Annotated in this window: 11 protein-coding genes; 5 read left to right on the top strand and 6 right to left on the bottom strand. The window is 72.1% G+C overall.

From position 1 onward, the window contains the following. Positions 1–32 precede the first annotated feature (32 nt). Entirely contained in the window at positions 33–3839 is a 3807-nt protein-coding gene (locus tag NUV38_RS08440) for a hypothetical protein (RefSeq protein WP_257728699.1), read from the bottom strand. Between the two features lie 439 nt (positions 3840–4278). On the opposite strand from NUV38_RS08440, the gene NUV38_RS08435 reads away from it, so the two are divergent. The 3 genes from NUV38_RS08435 (at position 4279) to NUV38_RS08425 (ending at position 8122) form a co-directional block, all read left to right on the top strand. Next, positions 4279–5466, top strand: coding sequence for a helix-turn-helix domain-containing protein (locus tag NUV38_RS08435; protein ID WP_257728698.1), 1188 nt, complete (start codon positions 4279–4281; stop codon positions 5464–5466). Beyond that, positions 5463–6887: an HAD family hydrolase gene (locus NUV38_RS08430; RefSeq protein ID WP_257728697.1), complete on the top strand. Its 1425-nt coding sequence runs from the start codon at positions 5463–5465 to the stop codon at positions 6885–6887. Before NUV38_RS08435 ends, NUV38_RS08430 begins: the two co-directional genes overlap by 4 nt. A gap of 104 nt (positions 6888–6991) precedes the next feature. Beyond that, positions 6992–8122 (top strand): helix-turn-helix domain-containing protein, encoded by a 1131-nt coding sequence (locus NUV38_RS08425; RefSeq protein WP_257728696.1) that lies wholly within the window; start codon positions 6992–6994, stop codon positions 8120–8122. 9 nt (positions 8123–8131) lie between these two features. On the opposite strand, the gene NUV38_RS08420 is transcribed toward NUV38_RS08425, so the two are convergent. The 5 genes from NUV38_RS08420 to NUV38_RS08400 all read right to left on the bottom strand — a co-directional run bounded on the left by NUV38_RS08420 (position 8132) and on the right by NUV38_RS08400 (position 13079). Then, positions 8132–8527, bottom strand: coding sequence for a heat shock protein transcriptional repressor HspR (locus tag NUV38_RS08420; RefSeq protein ID WP_308219670.1), 396 nt, complete (start codon positions 8525–8527; stop codon positions 8132–8134). Continuing rightward, positions 8524–9681, bottom strand: coding sequence for a molecular chaperone DnaJ (gene dnaJ / locus NUV38_RS08415; protein ID WP_257728695.1), 1158 nt, complete (start codon positions 9679–9681; stop codon positions 8524–8526). Before dnaJ ends, NUV38_RS08420 begins: the two co-directional genes overlap by 4 nt. A 73-nt stretch (positions 9682–9754) precedes the next feature. Beyond that, entirely contained in the window at positions 9755–10408 is a 654-nt protein-coding gene (gene grpE / locus NUV38_RS08410; RefSeq protein WP_257728694.1) for a nucleotide exchange factor GrpE, read from the bottom strand. Next, entirely contained in the window at positions 10405–12255 is a 1851-nt protein-coding gene (gene dnaK, locus NUV38_RS08405; RefSeq protein ID WP_257728693.1) for a molecular chaperone DnaK, read from the bottom strand. Before dnaK ends, grpE begins: the two co-directional genes overlap by 4 nt. Positions 12256–12521: 266 nt before the next feature. Then, a complete protein-coding gene (locus NUV38_RS08400) occupies positions 12522–13079 on the bottom strand; it encodes an isochorismatase family protein (RefSeq protein ID WP_257728692.1) in 558 nt (185 codons plus the stop codon). A 98-nt stretch (positions 13080–13177) separates the two neighbouring features. Here NUV38_RS08400 and NUV38_RS08395 point away from each other — a divergent pair, with 98 nt between their 5' ends. Together NUV38_RS08395 and NUV38_RS08390 are read left to right on the top strand one after the other, a co-directional pair. Beyond that, positions 13178–14383, top strand: a complete 1206-nt coding sequence (locus tag NUV38_RS08395; RefSeq protein ID WP_257728691.1) for a sensor histidine kinase — start codon at positions 13178–13180, stop codon at positions 14381–14383. 47 nt (positions 14384–14430) lie between these two features. After that, a complete protein-coding gene (locus NUV38_RS08390) occupies positions 14431–15060 on the top strand; it encodes a response regulator (RefSeq protein WP_374626557.1) in 630 nt (209 codons plus the stop codon). The last annotated feature ends 225 nt before the right edge of the window (positions 15061–15285 follow it).

Genomic DNA, 15285 nt, shown 5'->3' with positions numbered 1-15285 from the left:
CGGGCGCCCCCCCAACCCACGTAGTTCCCGCGTCAGCCAACCCGGTGCTTCGGCCTGCGGCGCAGGCCGAAGCCGACGGCACCGGCACCGGCGAGCAGGAGGGCCGCGCCGAGGCCGATCAGCTGGGCGTCCACCGAGGCACCGGTGTCGGGCAGGCCTGCGGCTCCGCCGGAACCGGCACCCGTTCCGCCCTGACCTGCTCCAACGGCCGCGTCGTCGACCACCGTGATGGCCTGCCAGGCGACGAGGGCGCCCGACTCCGCGTCGTACACGGCGATCCGGTGGCGGCCGAGCGTGGCGCTCTCCGGGATCGTCACCCGGACCGTGCCGTTGGCGGCCACCGTGTGCGTGCCGAGGTCGAGCGGCGTCGAGAACAGCATCACGACCACCTTGTCCCCCGCGCGCTCGGTGCCGAGGTCGAGCGTCACCACGTCACCGCGCTCCACGGTCGTGGAGCCCTTCACGATGTCCGTGGCCGGCACACCCGGAGCCGGCGGCTCCGGATCGGTACCGCCGCCCGGGTTGGACGGGTCAGCCGCCGCCACCGGGTCGCTCGACGCCTCCGACGTCTTCTGCTCGTCGATGCCGTCGACCGAACGGCTGGCCGTCGCGCGGAACGTGATCACCGCGCCCTCCAGATCCTCGGTCAGCGGCAGGCTGGCACCGCCCTGGTCGAGCTTCTCGCCGTCGGCCCACCAGGAGCCCTCGACCGTGATCTCGCCGCCCTCGAACGTCGCCGGCGTCGCCGTCAGCGTCTTGCCGACCTGCGCCTTGCCCGACAGCGTCGTGGGCGTCTTCACGGCCACCGTGGCCAGCACCGGACCCACCTGGGCCTCGCTCGACGACTCGGCGGTCGCGCCATCCTCGTCACGCTCGGCGACGCTCAGGTAGCGGATCGAGGAACCGACGAGGTCGTCGTCGAGCTCGAGCGTCGTCCCCGTGCGGTCCGACCGCTCGCCGTCGATCACCCAGTAGCTGGTGACCTCCGCCTCCGGGTCGCTGAACGTCGCGGGCGTGCCGGTGACCGTCTGGCCGACGATGCGCTTGCCCTCGACCTGCGCCGGCTTCGTCACCGTCAGGTCCACCAGCTCGGCACGGACGGTGCGCGGCTCCGACGTGGCCCGGGCGAGGTTCGCGCCCGGCTCGGTGGCACCCTCACGGGACACGGTCTGCCGCACCGTCACGGCCTTGTCGACCAGCGCCTCGGTCAGGTCCAGCGTCGACGACGTGGCGCCGTCGATCGGCTCACCGTCGGCGAACCACTGGAACGAAACGGTGGCGTCCTCGTCGCTCGACGGTGCCGGGGCGGCCGTCAGCGTCTTGCCGACCACGGCGTCACCCTCGATGACGGGCAGACCCGTGATCGTCAGCGCCCCCTTGGTGACGGGGCCGATGCCGGTGAAGTCGAACGAGTACGCCGGGAACGCCTCACCCGGACGGATCGCCTCGGCGGAGTAGTAGATCGTCGACCCCAGGTCATCCTTGGTCACCGTGTACGTCTCACCCTCACCGACCACGTCGACGAAGTCGCGGTACCACTTGTGCGTGATCGTCACGTCCGGCGAGTCGTCACTGAACACCGCAGGCTCGGTCACCTTCAACGTCGAGCCCACCTCCGGCGCACCCTCGACCTTCGCCGGGGAGACCTCCGTCAGCTTCACCCGCACCGTCAACGGCTCCGAGACCGACTCCACCTCCACGTCGTCGGCGAAGTAGCCCACCGTCACGAACCGGACCTTCTTGCCCACCATGTCCTCGGTCAGCAACAGCTCCTTCGCCTCCGGCGTCCCCTGACCGGCGACCTTCTCCTCATCGACCAACCAGTACGCCTCACGATCCTCCAGCTCGTCGGAGAACGTCGCGAACGTCCCCTTCACCGCCACGTCCGGCGCACCGAACCCGGAGATCGACGACGGCGTCTCGACCGACGGCTTGGCCGCCGTGACGGGGCCGATGCCGGTGAAGTCGAACGAGTACGCCGGGAACGCCTCACCCGGACGGATCGCCTCGGCGGAGTAGTAGATCGTCGACCCCAGGTCATCCTTGGTCACCGTGTACGTCTCACCCTCACCGACCACGTCGACGAAGTCGCGGTACCACTTGTGCGTGATCGTCACGTCCGGCGAGTCGTCACTGAACACCGCAGGCTCGGTCACCTTCAACGTCGAGCCCACCTCCGGCGCACCCTCGACCTTCGCCGGGGAGACCTCCGTCAGCTTCACCCGCACCGTCAACGGCTCCGAGACCGACTCCACCTCCACGTCGTCGGCGAAGTAGCCCACCGTCACGAACCGGACCTTCTTGCCCACCATGTCCTCGGTCAGCAACAGCTCCTTCGCCTCCGGCGTCCCCTGACCGGCGACCTTCTCCTCATCGACCAACCAGTACGCCTCACGATCCTCCAGCTCGTCGGAGAACGTCGCGAACGTCCCCTTCACCGCCACGTCCGGCGCACCGAACCCCGTGATCGAGGAGGCCTCCACCACGCTCGGGCCGTCGGCCTTCACGACGGTGACCGTCGAGGAGTCCGAGACCACCGGCACCTCGGAGCCGGCGAAGAGCGCGCTCGTGCGGAAGGCGACGGCGCTGCCCACGTGGTCTGTCGTGACCGTGAACGTCTCCTCGTCCTCGGTACCCGCGACGGGCTCGCCGTCCACCACCCACTGCGTGGTCACGTCATCCGACGTCGGGTCGAACGCGGCAGGAGTGCCGGTCAGCGTGTCTCCCGGGCGCACAGCACCGTTGGTGCCGCCGGAGACCTGTGACGGGGTCGTGACCTTCGGGCCCTCCGGGGCTTCCGTGTCGGCAACGATGACCGCGTTGTGGCGATCCTCCGTGCCGACGGAGACGAGCGTCTTCCCGTCGAGCCGCGACGGCAGCATGCGGAGCGCCTTGTTGCCGTCGGCGTCGTTGCTCCACCCGTCGAACTCGCCGTCACGGGTCAGGTACTGACCGCTTCCGGTGTCCGTGACGGCCACCGCGGCCAAGGGCTTCGCGAGCAGCGCCGGGTCCGCCCCGCCACGCCGCACCGGCCGCGTGGGCGCCATGCCGTCGCCGATGCCGATGTCGAGGAACGACCCTGACGTGGTCAGGGCGGTCTTCGTCGTGAGGCTCGCGACCTCCTTGCCCTGGGACACCGTGTTCTCGACGGCCGTGACCCCCGCCCCGGAGCTCGACGTCCTCCACTCCAACAGCTTCCGGTCCTTCGTGAGGACCCTGATCATGGGAACGGCCGGACCTCCGGTGACCTGGTACCCACCGCGGACCTCCGCGACCTCCGGCAGATCGGTCGGTACGGTCCACCGCAGGCCACTGCGCCCGAACGCCTCGACGCTGCCGTCCTCGCAGAGGACCACCGCGTAGTCGGTGGTCGCGCCCACCGAGATCTGGGTGGCGGGGCAGAGGTCGGCCGGAGGTTCGGGGGCCGGCTGGCCACCACCGAACCGGTTCCACGTCGTCACCTCGCCGGTGGCGCCGACGACACCGAAGACCGGATTGCGTGCGTCGACGTCGCGCACCGTGGAGCCATCCACGCCCGACGGCACGTTCAGGTCCGCCGTCCCGTAGAAGTGCACCTCCTGGCGATCGGTCAGGGCCATCACGTTGTCGACGAGGGCGACCGGGAACACCTCGGTGAAGCGCTGGCCCGCCGGAGCCAGGATGTCGTCGCGCTGGACGATGCTGCCGGCATCGGACTCGCTCGTCACCGACCAGTGGGCGATCCGCTCGCCGCTGGTGGGGAGTGCCGCCTGGCCGGGACTGGCCACCATGACCAGTCCGACCGCTGCCACCGCCACCGCGCCAACCGCGGCCACCATCCGTCGAGCTTCGCGCTTCATCCGCTTCCTTCCGTCCGACACCGGGGGGCACGACGATCGCCTTCGCGAGTCGTCGTGGACGCAGCACAGTGCGCTGCATCACATGTCTGGCCAGACGGTGGCCCACGACGGGGGCACGCGTCGCCCCCTCGTGCCGGATCGTCGAAGATCGGCGCGGATCTTGTCACCCACATGACAAGAACGGCCCGTCGACGTGTCCATCGGTCGCCACCGGGCCGACGCGTCCGGCACAGTCCGACGTGGGGGCGCGGTCCGGCACGGATCGTTCGGCACGACGGGAGGACGAGCCCTGCGCACCACGACTCACCACCGCCCCGGCCGGACGGCCGGCGGCCCGCTCGTTGACGTCGACCCGGCGGCGGGGTAGAACTCGGTGCAGCCACACGAGTCATCGGAGCGGGGAGCCGGCGATGGGACCTGGACCGCACGGATCCGCCAGATGACGCTGTCCGCCGACCGGTCCACGGCCGATCTCGTCGCCGCCCACGCGCGCAGGGTGCGTCGTGTCGTCCCTACGCTGACCACCGAGATCATCGACGCCGTCATCGAGCGCGTTCCCCAGTTCGCCCGGCCGACGAGCCGCGCCGTGGCCGCCGAGGCGGTCACGACCGCCCTGCACCGCTTCCTCGACGAGCTCGACGGAGCACCGCACCGCGACCGAGGCGTGGACGACGTGTTCCGCTCGCTCGGACGGCGAGAGGCGCGGGCGGACCGCACGCTCGACGAGTTCCAGGTCGGGCTCGCGGTCGCCGTGCGCATCGGCTGGGCGCGCTTCCAGGAGCTGGCCGAGGACGGCGCGACGTCGGCCCTCGTCTCCGACGGGCTGCTGGCGTTCGTCGGTCACCTGCAACGTCAGGTCGAGGCAGGCCACGCGGAGGTGCGCCGCCAGCGGGCCGCGGACCCGAACCGAGCCCGCGCGGCGCTGGCCGAGCAGCTGCTCACCGGGTCGGTGCAACCAGGTTCCGACGAGGTGTGGCCGGTGCCGGGGTCCATCGTGCTGGCCGTCGCCGAGCTCGGTGGCGAGCGTCCCGACCTGACGGTCCTGGCGCGGCGGGCACTCCTCGTGCGGCACGACGAGACCGTCGTGGTCATGGCGGACGCCGCCGACCGCGACTGCATGACCAGCGCCTTGGTGGACGCCGGTGTCACGCGGGTGGCCGTGGGGTGGGCGGTCGATCCCGGTGAGGTCCCGTCGGCGTTCCGCTGGGCCCGACGCGCGCTCGACCTCGTGCGCCGCGGCGTCATCCCCGACGCGCGGGTGGTCGACTGCCGCCAGCACCGCACCCAGATCTGGCTGCACGCAGAGCCGACCCTGCGCCAGCAGCTGGGCCAGGAGCTGCTCAGACCGCTGTTCGCCGAGACCCCCAACTCCCGCGAGATCCTGTCCGAGACCCTGCTCGTCTGGCTCGAGACCCGCGACAGCGCGCCCGCCATCGCCGCCCGCCTCGGCGTCCACCCCCAGACCGTCCGCTACCGCTGGAAGCGCATCAACGAGCTGTTCGGCGACGCCATGCACGACACTGAGTTCCTCGTGCAGCTGACCATGCTCCTCAAGGCCAGCGTGCCGCTGTGGAAGGCCGGCGACCAGAGCGACTTCGAACGCTTCCGGGCGGAGGACGACTCGTGACCGCACCCGCCGTCGCGCCCCTCTCCAGCGGTGCCTCCCGTCGCTGCCTGGCGATCACGTTCGCCGTCGGCCTGGTGCTCACCGCATCGACCGTGGTCGTCTCGACGATCCCCGACCTGCGCTTCGCCGGCTGGCCCTGGACGCTCGCCGGTGTCGCCGCACTCGCCGTCGGGCTCGCGACACCCGTGCACCGGCACGCCGCGGCCGAGCTGGGCGCCCGACGAGTCGGCGTCGCGGCCCTCGCTGTGCTCGGTCTGCTCGTCTCACTCGTCGCCACGGTGCACCAGACGGTCACCGACGACTCCGCGACCATGGCGGTCGCCGTCGTCGCGTCGGCGGCACTGCTCAGCCTCGTGCTGCGCTGGCGGGGTGACGAGAGCATCGTCGAGGCGCCCACCTGGTTCACCCCCGCGGTCACCGCCGCTGCCCTCGGCGCGGGAGTCGCCTGGTCCCTCGCCGCGTCCCCCGGACGTGGGCTCACGGTCGCCGCACTGCTGCTCGTGGCCGCCGGGCCGGGTGCACTCCTGGCCGCCTCTCCCGCAGCCCTGCGTGTCGCACGCCGCAGCACGGCCCAGCACCACGTCGCCCTCCCCCACCCGTCGGCGCTCTCCCAGGTGGCGGCCGCCGACGTCGCCCTCCTCGACAAGGACGGCACCGTCACCTCCGGTGCCCTGCGCGTCACGGCGATCGATCCCGTGGAGCCCGACCACGAGCGCAACCTGCGATGGTTCGCCGGTGCGCTCGAGCACGAGCACGAGGGACGTGTGGCACGCGCGATCTCACGACTCTCGGGACGGGGACGGGTCACCGAGCTGCAGCGCCACGCCGACGTCGGCGTGTCGGGCCGCGTCGACCGGCACCCCGTGCGCGTCGGCGACCTCGCCTGGCTCGGTCTTCCGGCCCATGAGGGGGTCTGGACGACGGTCGGCGTCGAGGTCGACGCGCGCGTCCTGGGCACGCTGACGGTGGGGGACGACGTGCGTGCCGACGCGGCCGAGGGCGTGCAGGCCCTGCGCGACCTTGGCCTCGACGTCGCCCTCCGCTCCGGCGACACCGACGCCCGCACACGGGAGGTGGCCGCACAGGTGGGCATCGACGACGCCGCCGGCGACGCGGACGCGGAGAACCAGCGCGGCACCGTGGCCGCGTGGACGGATGCCGGACGGCGGGTCCTGCACGTGAGCACCGGCTCCACCCTCACGGCCGACCTGGGCCTGGTCGACCTCGACGTCGGCCGGGTGGCGCGGGCCGTGCGGGCCGCCCGCGGCGCGGTGCGGTCGGCTCGCCGTGGTCAGTCCGTCGCCCTGGTCTGGAGCGTGCTGGCGGGTGCGGCCGCCGCCGCCGGGCTGCTCGGCCCCGGTCTGGCCGGCATCGCCGCCGGCGTCGGCGTGGCCGCCACCGTGGTGGTGGCAGGCAGCTGAACCCTGACGGGTCTTGTCATGCACGTGACAAGATTCGGCCGCTTTGCCGAGGTCGGCGTCATCGTGCGTTGACGCGGTGCACCTGCCGCTGTGACCGTGCAGCCATGGCGTCGACGGGTGCGGTGCGCCCCTCCCTCCCGCACCGCCCGTCGAGTGGCCGCCTTGACGGGGCGGAGCTGCGCGACCGGATCGAGAAGCTGGTGCGCAGCTCCGTCCCGCGCGCGGCCGACGCGTGGGTCGACCTCGCGGTCGCCTGCGCCGACGCCTTCGTCGTGCACGGCGGCGACCCGGTGACCGCCGGTCGCAGCGTCGCGGCCCGCTGCCTGCACTTCGGCGAGACCCAGGCGCAGGCCGGGATGACCGACGACGAGCTGACCGCGGTCGTCCAGTCCGTCGGGCGGGGTCTGCGCCGGCAGGTCATCCCGGCCGTGGTCCGCGAGCAGGACCTGCCTGACGTCGAGACGCTGTCACGAGCCGTGCAGGAGCTGCTGCTGCGCATCGTCGGTCACGTACGCCGGGGCATGCAGACGGTGCTGCGCCTGCACGCCCTCAGCCCGGTCCATCGTCGGCGCGCCCTCACCGCTGCGCTGTTCGGCGGGTCCGACGGTCCCAGCCTGCGGGGCCTGGCCATCGCCTGCGGGATCGACCCGACCGTCCGCCTGACGCCCATCGTCGCCACCGCACCGGACGCGGTCCTCGACGCCGAGCTGCGCGGCCGCGACGACGTGCTCCCCGGCCCACGGCCGCAGGAGGCTGCCGTCCCGGCGGCCTGGTCCGACGACCGGGTCCGCGCACTCGCGGACGTCGACGTCGCGCGCGGGCCGTCGGTCGACCTCGTCTCTCTGCCCGAGGCGGTCCGGCTGACCCGCACCACGGCCGCCGTCGCCGCCCCCGGGACGCCGGTCACCGCCTCGGTCGACGTGCTCGCCCGTCTGGTCGTGGCGTCGTCGCCGGTGCTCGTGGACCTGCTCATCGGCCAGCGACTGGCCCCGTTGGCGGACCTGCCCGCGTCGCGTCGGAGCTCCCTCGCGAGCACGCTGCTCGCCTGGCTCGAGCACGGCCGCCCGGCCAACGAGGTCGCCCGGATGATGGGTGTGCCGGCCCAGACGGTGCACACGCGGCTGGGCACCGCCAAGCGTCTGCTCGGCGACCCGCTCACCGATCCGGACGTCCGTCTCGAGCTGCTGGTCGCGCTCCGCGCGGCAGTCCCGCGGTGGGAGCTCGAGACTCGCTGACCCGACCGCTCAGCGAGCGGGGCGGCGCCAGATCGAGATCTGGGCCTGCTGCGCCAGCACCGGCAGGTTCTGCACGGTGCCGAGCGCGTGGTGCGCCGCGGCGAGCTCGGTCTGCAGCTCGGCCACCTTCTGCTGGAGCGCCATCACCTGGTTCTCCAGGGCGATGACCCGCTTGACGCCCTCGAGCCCGAGACCCTCGGCACTCAGCTGGGCGACGGTGCGCAGCAGCTCGATGTCACGCAGGGAGTAGCGGCGGCCACCGCCGCCGGTGCGGCCCGCCTCGACGATGCCGAGCCGGTCGTACGTGCGCAACGTCTGCGGGTGCAGGCCGGAGAGCTCTGCCGCGACGCTGATGACGAAGACCTTCGCCTCGGGGCCGGGCGGCACGAAGGGGCTGTCGGTCATGGGCTGGGCACCTCCTCGAACAGGCCGTCACGCGGGGTGGCGGCGCCGCGCGCCTCACGCAGGGCCTCGACCGCCGCGCGCTGGGCGTCGTCGAGGTTGGTGGGAACCTGCACCTCGACGGTGACCAGCAGGTCGCCGCGGGTGCCGTCCTTGGTGGTCGCACCCTTGCCCTTGGCGCGGAACGTGCGGCCGGTGGGCGTGCCCTCGGGCACCTTCAGACGCACGGGCGGACCCTCGAGCGTCGGCACGCTGATCTGGGAGCCGAGCACGGCCTCGTCGAACGCGATCGGGACCGTGATCGTGAGGTGGTCGCCCTTGCGGCCGAACATGGTGTGTGGCTCCACGTGCACGACCAGGAACAGGTCGCCGTCGGGGGCACCACCCTCGCCACGACCGCCCTTGCCCTTGAGCCGGATCTTCTGGCCGTCCTTCACGCCCGCCGGGACGCGCACCTGCAGGGTGCGGCTCGACGGCGCCCGGCCGCTGCCACGGCAGGTGGTGCACTCGTGCTCCACGACCAGGCCACGTCCGCGGCACTGCGAGCACGGCTCGGTCATCGCGAAGACGCCGCCGGACGCACCGGTCTGCATGCCGCTGCCCTGGCACTTGGTGCACACCTTCGGCACCGTGCCGGGCTTGGCGCCCGTGCCGTGGCACGTGGGGCACGCCTCGTCGCTGGTCATGCGCAGCGGGAGCGTGGCGCCCTCGACCGCCTGGGCGAAGGTGATCGTGGCCTCGGTCTCGAGGTCGTCACCCCGGCGGCCCCGCGGCTGGCCCCGACGTCCGGCACCGCGGCCACCGCGCGACCCGCCGCCGCCGAAGATGCCGCCCAGGAGGTCGCTGAGGTCGAAGTCGGCCGTGGTGCCGCCACCGCCGTAGCCTCCGCCGGGGGCCCCGAACCCACCCTTGAACTGGCCGAACAGGGTGCGCTGCTCGTCGTACTGCTTGCGCTTCTCGGCGTTGGACAGCACGGCGTAGGCCTCGGAGACCTCCTTGAAGCGCTCCTCGGCGGCCTTGTTGCCCGGGTTGGAGTCGGGGTGGTTCTCGCGCGCGAGCTTGCGGTAGGCCTTCTTCACGTCGGCGGTCGACGCGTCCTTCGACACGCCCAGCGCCTTGTAGAAGTCCTTGCTCGCCCAGTCACTCGGGTTGCTCACGGCTCACCCCTTCCTCTCCTGATCGATCGGTCACCGGACCGGGGCGCAGCGGACCGCTGCTGCCCGGCCGGCTTCACTCGTCCTCGTCGCTCGCCGGCGTCGCCTCGCCCGAGGCCGGCTCGACCACGCCGACCTGCGCGTGGCGCAGGACCTCGTCGCCCATCCGGTAGCCCGTGCGGACCACCGGACCGACCGACGTGACCTGCACGTCGGGCGACTCGCCCGCCGCGAAGAGCGCCTCGTGCAGCCGCGGGTCGAACACGTCGCCCTCGGCGCCGAAGCCCTCCAGCTTGTGCGCCTTGAGCGCCTGGTGGAGCGCGTCGGCGACGGCCTTGAAGCCGCCCGTCAGCTCACCGTGCTGCTCGGCCCGACCGATGTCGTCGAGCACCGTGAGCAGCGAGCGGAGCACCGCGGCCTCGCCCTGCTGGCGCGACTGCGCGCGATCACGCTCGACCCGCCTGCGGTAGTTGACGTACTCGGCCTGCAGACGCTGCAGGTCGGCGGTGCGCTCGGCCAGCTGCTGCTCCGGCGTGGGCTCCGCGGCCTGCTCGGGCTCGGTCGGCTCCTCGGCTGCTGCCGGGTCGACGACCTCCTCCTTGTCCGTAGGGACCTCGACGGTCTCGTCGACGACCTCGTCGACAGCCTCGTCGGCGGGGGCCTCCCCGGAGGTTTCCTGCGAGACCTCCGGGTCAGCACCCTCGGCGGGGCCGCCGGGCCCAGCCGTCACTTCTTCTCCTCGTCGTCGACGATCTCGGCGTCGACGACGTCGTCGTCGGAGTCGGTGCCGGCGTCGGCGTCACCCGTGGGTGCGTCGGTACCGGCGGCCTGCTGCTCCGCGGCGGCCGCGGCGTACATCGCCTCGCCCATCTTGGAGCTGGACTCGCCGAGCTTGGTGACGGCGGCCTGGACGGCGTCGTTGTCGTCACCCTCGAGCGCCGACTTGAGCGCGTCGACGTCGGCCTGGACCTCGCCCTTGACGTCGTCGCCCACCTTGTCGCCGTTCTCGGCGAGGAACTTCTCGGTGGTGTGGACGAGCGCCTCGGCCTGGTTGCGCGTCTCGACGGACTCGCGACGCTTGCGGTCCTCCTCGGCGTACTGCTCGGCGTCCTTGACCATCTTGTCGATGTCGTCCTTGGACAGCGCGCTGCCGCCCGTGATGGTCATCGACTGCTCCTTGCCGGTGCCCCGGTCCTTGGCCGACACGTTCACGATGCCGTTGGCGTCGATGTCGAACGTGACCTCGATCTGCGGGACGCCACGCGGCGCCGGGGGCAGGCCGGTGAGCTCGAACGTGGCCAGCAGCTGGTTGCCCGCCGCCATCTCGCGCTCGCCCTGGTACACCTGGATCGCCACGGACGGCTGGTTGTCGTCGGCCGTCGTGAAGACCTCGCTGCGCTTGGTCGGGATCGTCGTGTTGCGCTCGATGAGCTTGGTCATCACGCCGCCCTTGGTCTCGATACCGAGGCTCAGGGGGGTGACGTCGAGCAGGAGCACGTCCTTGACCTCGCCCTTGAGCACGCCGGCCTGGAGCGCGGCGCCCACGGCGACGACCTCGTCGGGGTTGACGCCCTTGTTGGGCTCCTTGCCACCGGTGAGCGTCTTGACGAGCTCGCTCACGGCGGGCATGCGGGTGGAACCACCCACGAGGACGACGTGGTCGATCTGGCTCACCGAGATGCCGGCGTCCTTGACGACGTTGTTGAACGGCGCCTTGGTGCGCTCGAGCAGGTCGGCCGTGATCTTCTCGAACTCGCTGCGGGACAGCGTCTCGTCGAGGAAGACGGGGCTGCCGTCCTGCACGGTGATGTAGGGCAGGTTGATCGACGTCGAGGACGAGCTGGACAGCTCGATCTTCGCGCGCTCGGCGGCCTCGCGGATGCGCGGCATGGCCATCTTGTCCTTGGTCAGGTCGATGCCCGTCTTGGACTTGAAGGTGTTGACGATCCAGTCGACGACCGCGTTGTCCCAGTCGTCACCACCGAGGTTGTTGTCGCCGCTCGTGGCCTTGACCTCGATGACGCCGTCGCCGATCTCCAGCAGGGACACGTCGAACGTGCCGCCGCCGAGGTCGAAGACGAGGATGGTCTGCTCGTCGCCCTTGTCGAGGCCGTACGCGAGCGCGGCCGCGGTGGGCTCGTTGATGATGCGGCTGACGTTGAGGCCGGCGATCTCACCGGCCTCCTTCGTGGCCTGGCGCTGGTGGTCGTTGAAGTACGCCGGCACGGTGATGACCGCGTCGGTGACCGTCTCGCCCAGGTAGGCCTCGGCGTCGCGCTTCAGCTTCTGCAGGATGAAGGCGCTGATCTGCTGGGGGTTGAACGACTTGCCGTCGACCTCGGTCTTCCAGTCGGTGCCGACGTGGCGCTTGACCGAGCGGATGGTGCGGTCGACGTTCGTGACGCCCTGGCGCTTGGCGACCTCGCCGGCCAGGACCTCGCCGTCCTTCGCGAACGCGACGACGGACGGGGTGGTGCGAGCGCCCTCGGCGTTCGCGATGACGGTGGGCTCTCCGCCCTCCAGGACGGCGACGACGGAGTTCGTCGTACCGAGGTCGATTCCGACGGCTCGTGCCATGGGGGTTCCTCCTGCTGATCGGGTGCTGCTGCGGGGTTCGTGAGCTCGGGGAGTCGTTGCCGAAGTGCTGGCAACTGACTTGAGTCTGATCGTATCAACCTTGTTCGAGGCTGCAGTATTCCGCCCTCGAGCCCGGTTCTCCGAGCCGAACCCGCCCCCGAGCCGAATCCGCCCCCGAGCTTGTCGAGGGGCGCACCTCGACAAGCTCGGCGACCGAGGCCGCTACCCGCGTCTGGGCCCCCGAGCCGTCGAGGGGTAGACGAACGTCAGAGTGCGACGTCGGCCGCCGCCACGACGTCGGCGGTGCGGTCCGGGCCGGCCTGGAACTGCCAGTAGAGGTTGGTGTGCGCCACGACCTCGCCGGGAGAGGGGGCTCCGTACGCGGTGAGGTCCTCGGTGGTGTGGGCGTCGGAGACGAGCGTGACGTCGTAGCCGCGCACGAACGCGCCGTGCAACGTAGCCCGGATGCACGCATCGGTCTGGGCGCCGGTGACGACGACCCGTCCCGCACCGCGTTCGGCCAGGACCGTCTCGAGCTCGGTGGCCTCGAACGCGTCGCCGTAGTCCTTGTGCACCACCGGCTCGCCATTGCGTGGCTCGAGCTCGGGCACGATCTTCCACCCGTCGGTGCCGGTGGCGGGACCGTCGTCGTCGGCGAGGGAGTCCTGCACCCACACGACCGGCACGTCGGCGGACCTGGCGCGTCGGACGAGCTCGGCGATCCGGCCGACCACGACATCGCGCTCGTGGGCGTTCGCGACGACGTCGTTCTGCACGTCGACGACGAGGAGGGCGGTGCGTGACCTGTCGGGGAACTGGCTCATGGTCCGACGCTAGACCCGTCGACCGACGGTTCGGACCCGGATGCGGATCAGACCGTGGGTGGACGCGCGGCGCGACGGCAGCACCTAGGGTCGGGCGGGTGAGCACGCCAGCGGACCGTCCGGGCGGTCGTCGACCGTGGCGGCTCGGTCCGCGCGCCACCCAGTGGTTCGACGCCGCCCTCGTGGCCGGGCTGCTCGTGCTCGTGGCCGCGACGCTCGGGATCGACCAGCCGCTGCACGTCACGGCGCTCAGCGCGCTGCAGGTGGCCCCGCTCGTCTGGCGTCGGCACCGTCCGGGCACCACCTTCGCGCTGGTCTGGGTGTTCAGCGGCGTCCAGGCCCTCGTGCACGACTACCCCGCGATCGGCCAGCTCGCCTACCCCGTGGCGATGTACTCGCTCGCCCGCTTCGGGCGCCCCCGCGACGCCTGGGTCGGGCTGGGGCTCAGCGGTGTCGCCACCGGCGTCGCCACCTACGTCTGGGTCATGGCCGGACGCTACGACGGCCTGCCCCCCACGGTCGTGCAGGAGCCCCTGAGCCTGCAGCTCTTCGCGCCGTACGCCCTGAGCATCGGGGCCATCGTGGTCGCCGCGTGGGCGCTCGGCACCCAGGCCCGCCTGCGCCGTGCGTACGAGGCGGCGCTGATGGAGCGCGGTGAGCGGATGGCGGCCGAGGCGGAGGAACGCACCCGGGCCGCGGCCGCCGAGGAACGCACCCGGGTGGCGCGAGAGATGCACGACGTCGTGGCGCACGGCATCACCGGCATGATCGTGCAGGCCGACGGAGCGCGCTACGCCGCGGAGCAGGACCCCGCCGTCGCGGTGCGCACGCTCGGGACGGTGGCGACCACCGGTCGTGAGGCGCTGACCGAGATGCGACGCCTCCTCGGCCTGCTGCGCGGCACGTCGGACCCCGAGCTGGTCCCCCAGCCGGGACTGCGCGAGCTGCCCGCCCTCCTGGCCGCGGACGTCGAGGCCGGTCGGGTGCGGGCCACCCTGCCCGACCCGACGCCTGCGGTCCCCGACGGCGTGGCGCTGACGGTCTTCCGCGTGGTGCAGGAGTCGCTCACCAACGTGCGCAAGCACGCCGGCCCCGATGCGACCGCGCAGGTCGAGGTCCGCGAGGACGGGGCCGACCTCGTCGTGACGGTCGCCGACGACGGCCACGGCGCAGCCGGATCGCCGACGTCGGGTGGCCTGGGGCTGGTCGGCATGCGTGAGCGCGTCGCGGTGCATGGCGGCACCCTCGACGTCGGCCCGGCCCCCGGCGGCGGCTGGCAGGTGCGTGCGAGGATCCCCCGGTGAGCGACGCCACCGCACCCACCCGCGTGCTGCTCGTCGACGACCAGCAGATGGTGCGTGCCGGGTTCCGGATGCTGGTCGACAGCCAGCCGGACCTCGAGGTCGTGGGCGAGGCGGGCGACGGCCAGGCGGCGCTGGACCTCCTCGGCGCGACGCGCGCCGACGTCGTGCTCATGGACGTGCGCATGCCCGTGATGGACGGCGTGGAGGCGACGCGTCGGATCCTGCAGGACGACCGCGAGACCGCGCCCCGGGTGATCGTGCTGACCACCTTCGACCTCGACGAGTACGCGTTCGCGGCCCTGCAGGCGGGCGCGTCGGCGTTCCTGCTGAAGGACGCGGCACCACCGGACCTGCTGGCCGCGATCCGAGCCGTGCAGGCCGGTGATGCGGTCGTGGCGCCGTCGACCACCCGGCGGCTGCTCGACCACTTCGTGCAGCCGTCGGGCTCGCGCAGCGTGGTGAGCGAGGCGACCACACGTCGGCTCGCGGAGGTGACCGACCGCGAGCGCGAGGTGCTGGGACTCATCGCCCGCGGCCTGACCAACCCCGAGATCGCCGCGACCCTCGTCGTCTCCGAGGCGACCGTGAAGACCCACGTCGGCCGACTGCTCGCCAAGACCGGCTCCCGCGACCGCGTCCAGCTCGTCCTGCTCGCCCTCGAGGCGGGGCTGGGGTAGGCAGGCGCACCGGGACGCACGCACGGTGGCCATCCCTGCACCATCGCGATCGAGAGGTAGGCCTGGAACCCCTCACATCGACGATGAGGTGCCTCACCTACCTCCCACTCGATGATTCGGTGCCTCACCTACCTCGGACGGCCCGACACGGCGTCGCGTCCACCCAGGGGATGACGTCAGGACCATCCCTCGCTCCGACGACTCGGGGGGTGCCGGATCCATAGC

Origin of the sequence: Aeromicrobium sp. 50.2.37, assembly GCF_024655735.1 — a bacterium.
In the GTDB taxonomy this organism is placed as follows: domain Bacteria; phylum Actinomycetota; class Actinomycetes; order Propionibacteriales; family Nocardioidaceae; genus Aeromicrobium.
The sequence above is the reverse complement of the archived record's forward strand: the minus strand, read 5'-3'. Positions and strand labels throughout refer to the sequence as shown.

Excerpts from the sequence above, each read along its gene's own strand:
- NUV38_RS08420 (WP_308219670.1), bottom strand. The coding sequence starts at position 8,527 with ATGACCGACAGCCCCTTCGTGCCGCCCGGCCCCGAGGCGAAGGTCTTC.
- NUV38_RS08390 (WP_374626557.1), top strand. The coding sequence starts at position 14,431 with ATGGTGCGTGCCGGGTTCCGGATGCTGGTCGACAGCCAGCCGGACCTC.
- NUV38_RS08440 (WP_257728699.1), bottom strand. The coding sequence starts at position 3,839 with ATGAAGCGCGAAGCTCGACGGATGGTGGCCGCGGTTGGCGCGGTGGCG.
- NUV38_RS08400 (WP_257728692.1), bottom strand. The coding sequence starts at position 13,079 with ATGAGCCAGTTCCCCGACAGGTCACGCACCGCCCTCCTCGTCGTCGAC.
- NUV38_RS08425 (WP_257728696.1), top strand. The coding sequence starts at position 6,992 with ATGGCGTCGACGGGTGCGGTGCGCCCCTCCCTCCCGCACCGCCCGTCG.
- NUV38_RS08435 (WP_257728698.1), top strand. The coding sequence starts at position 4,279 with ATGACGCTGTCCGCCGACCGGTCCACGGCCGATCTCGTCGCCGCCCAC.
- dnaK (WP_257728693.1), bottom strand. The coding sequence starts at position 12,255 with ATGGCACGAGCCGTCGGAATCGACCTCGGTACGACGAACTCCGTCGTC.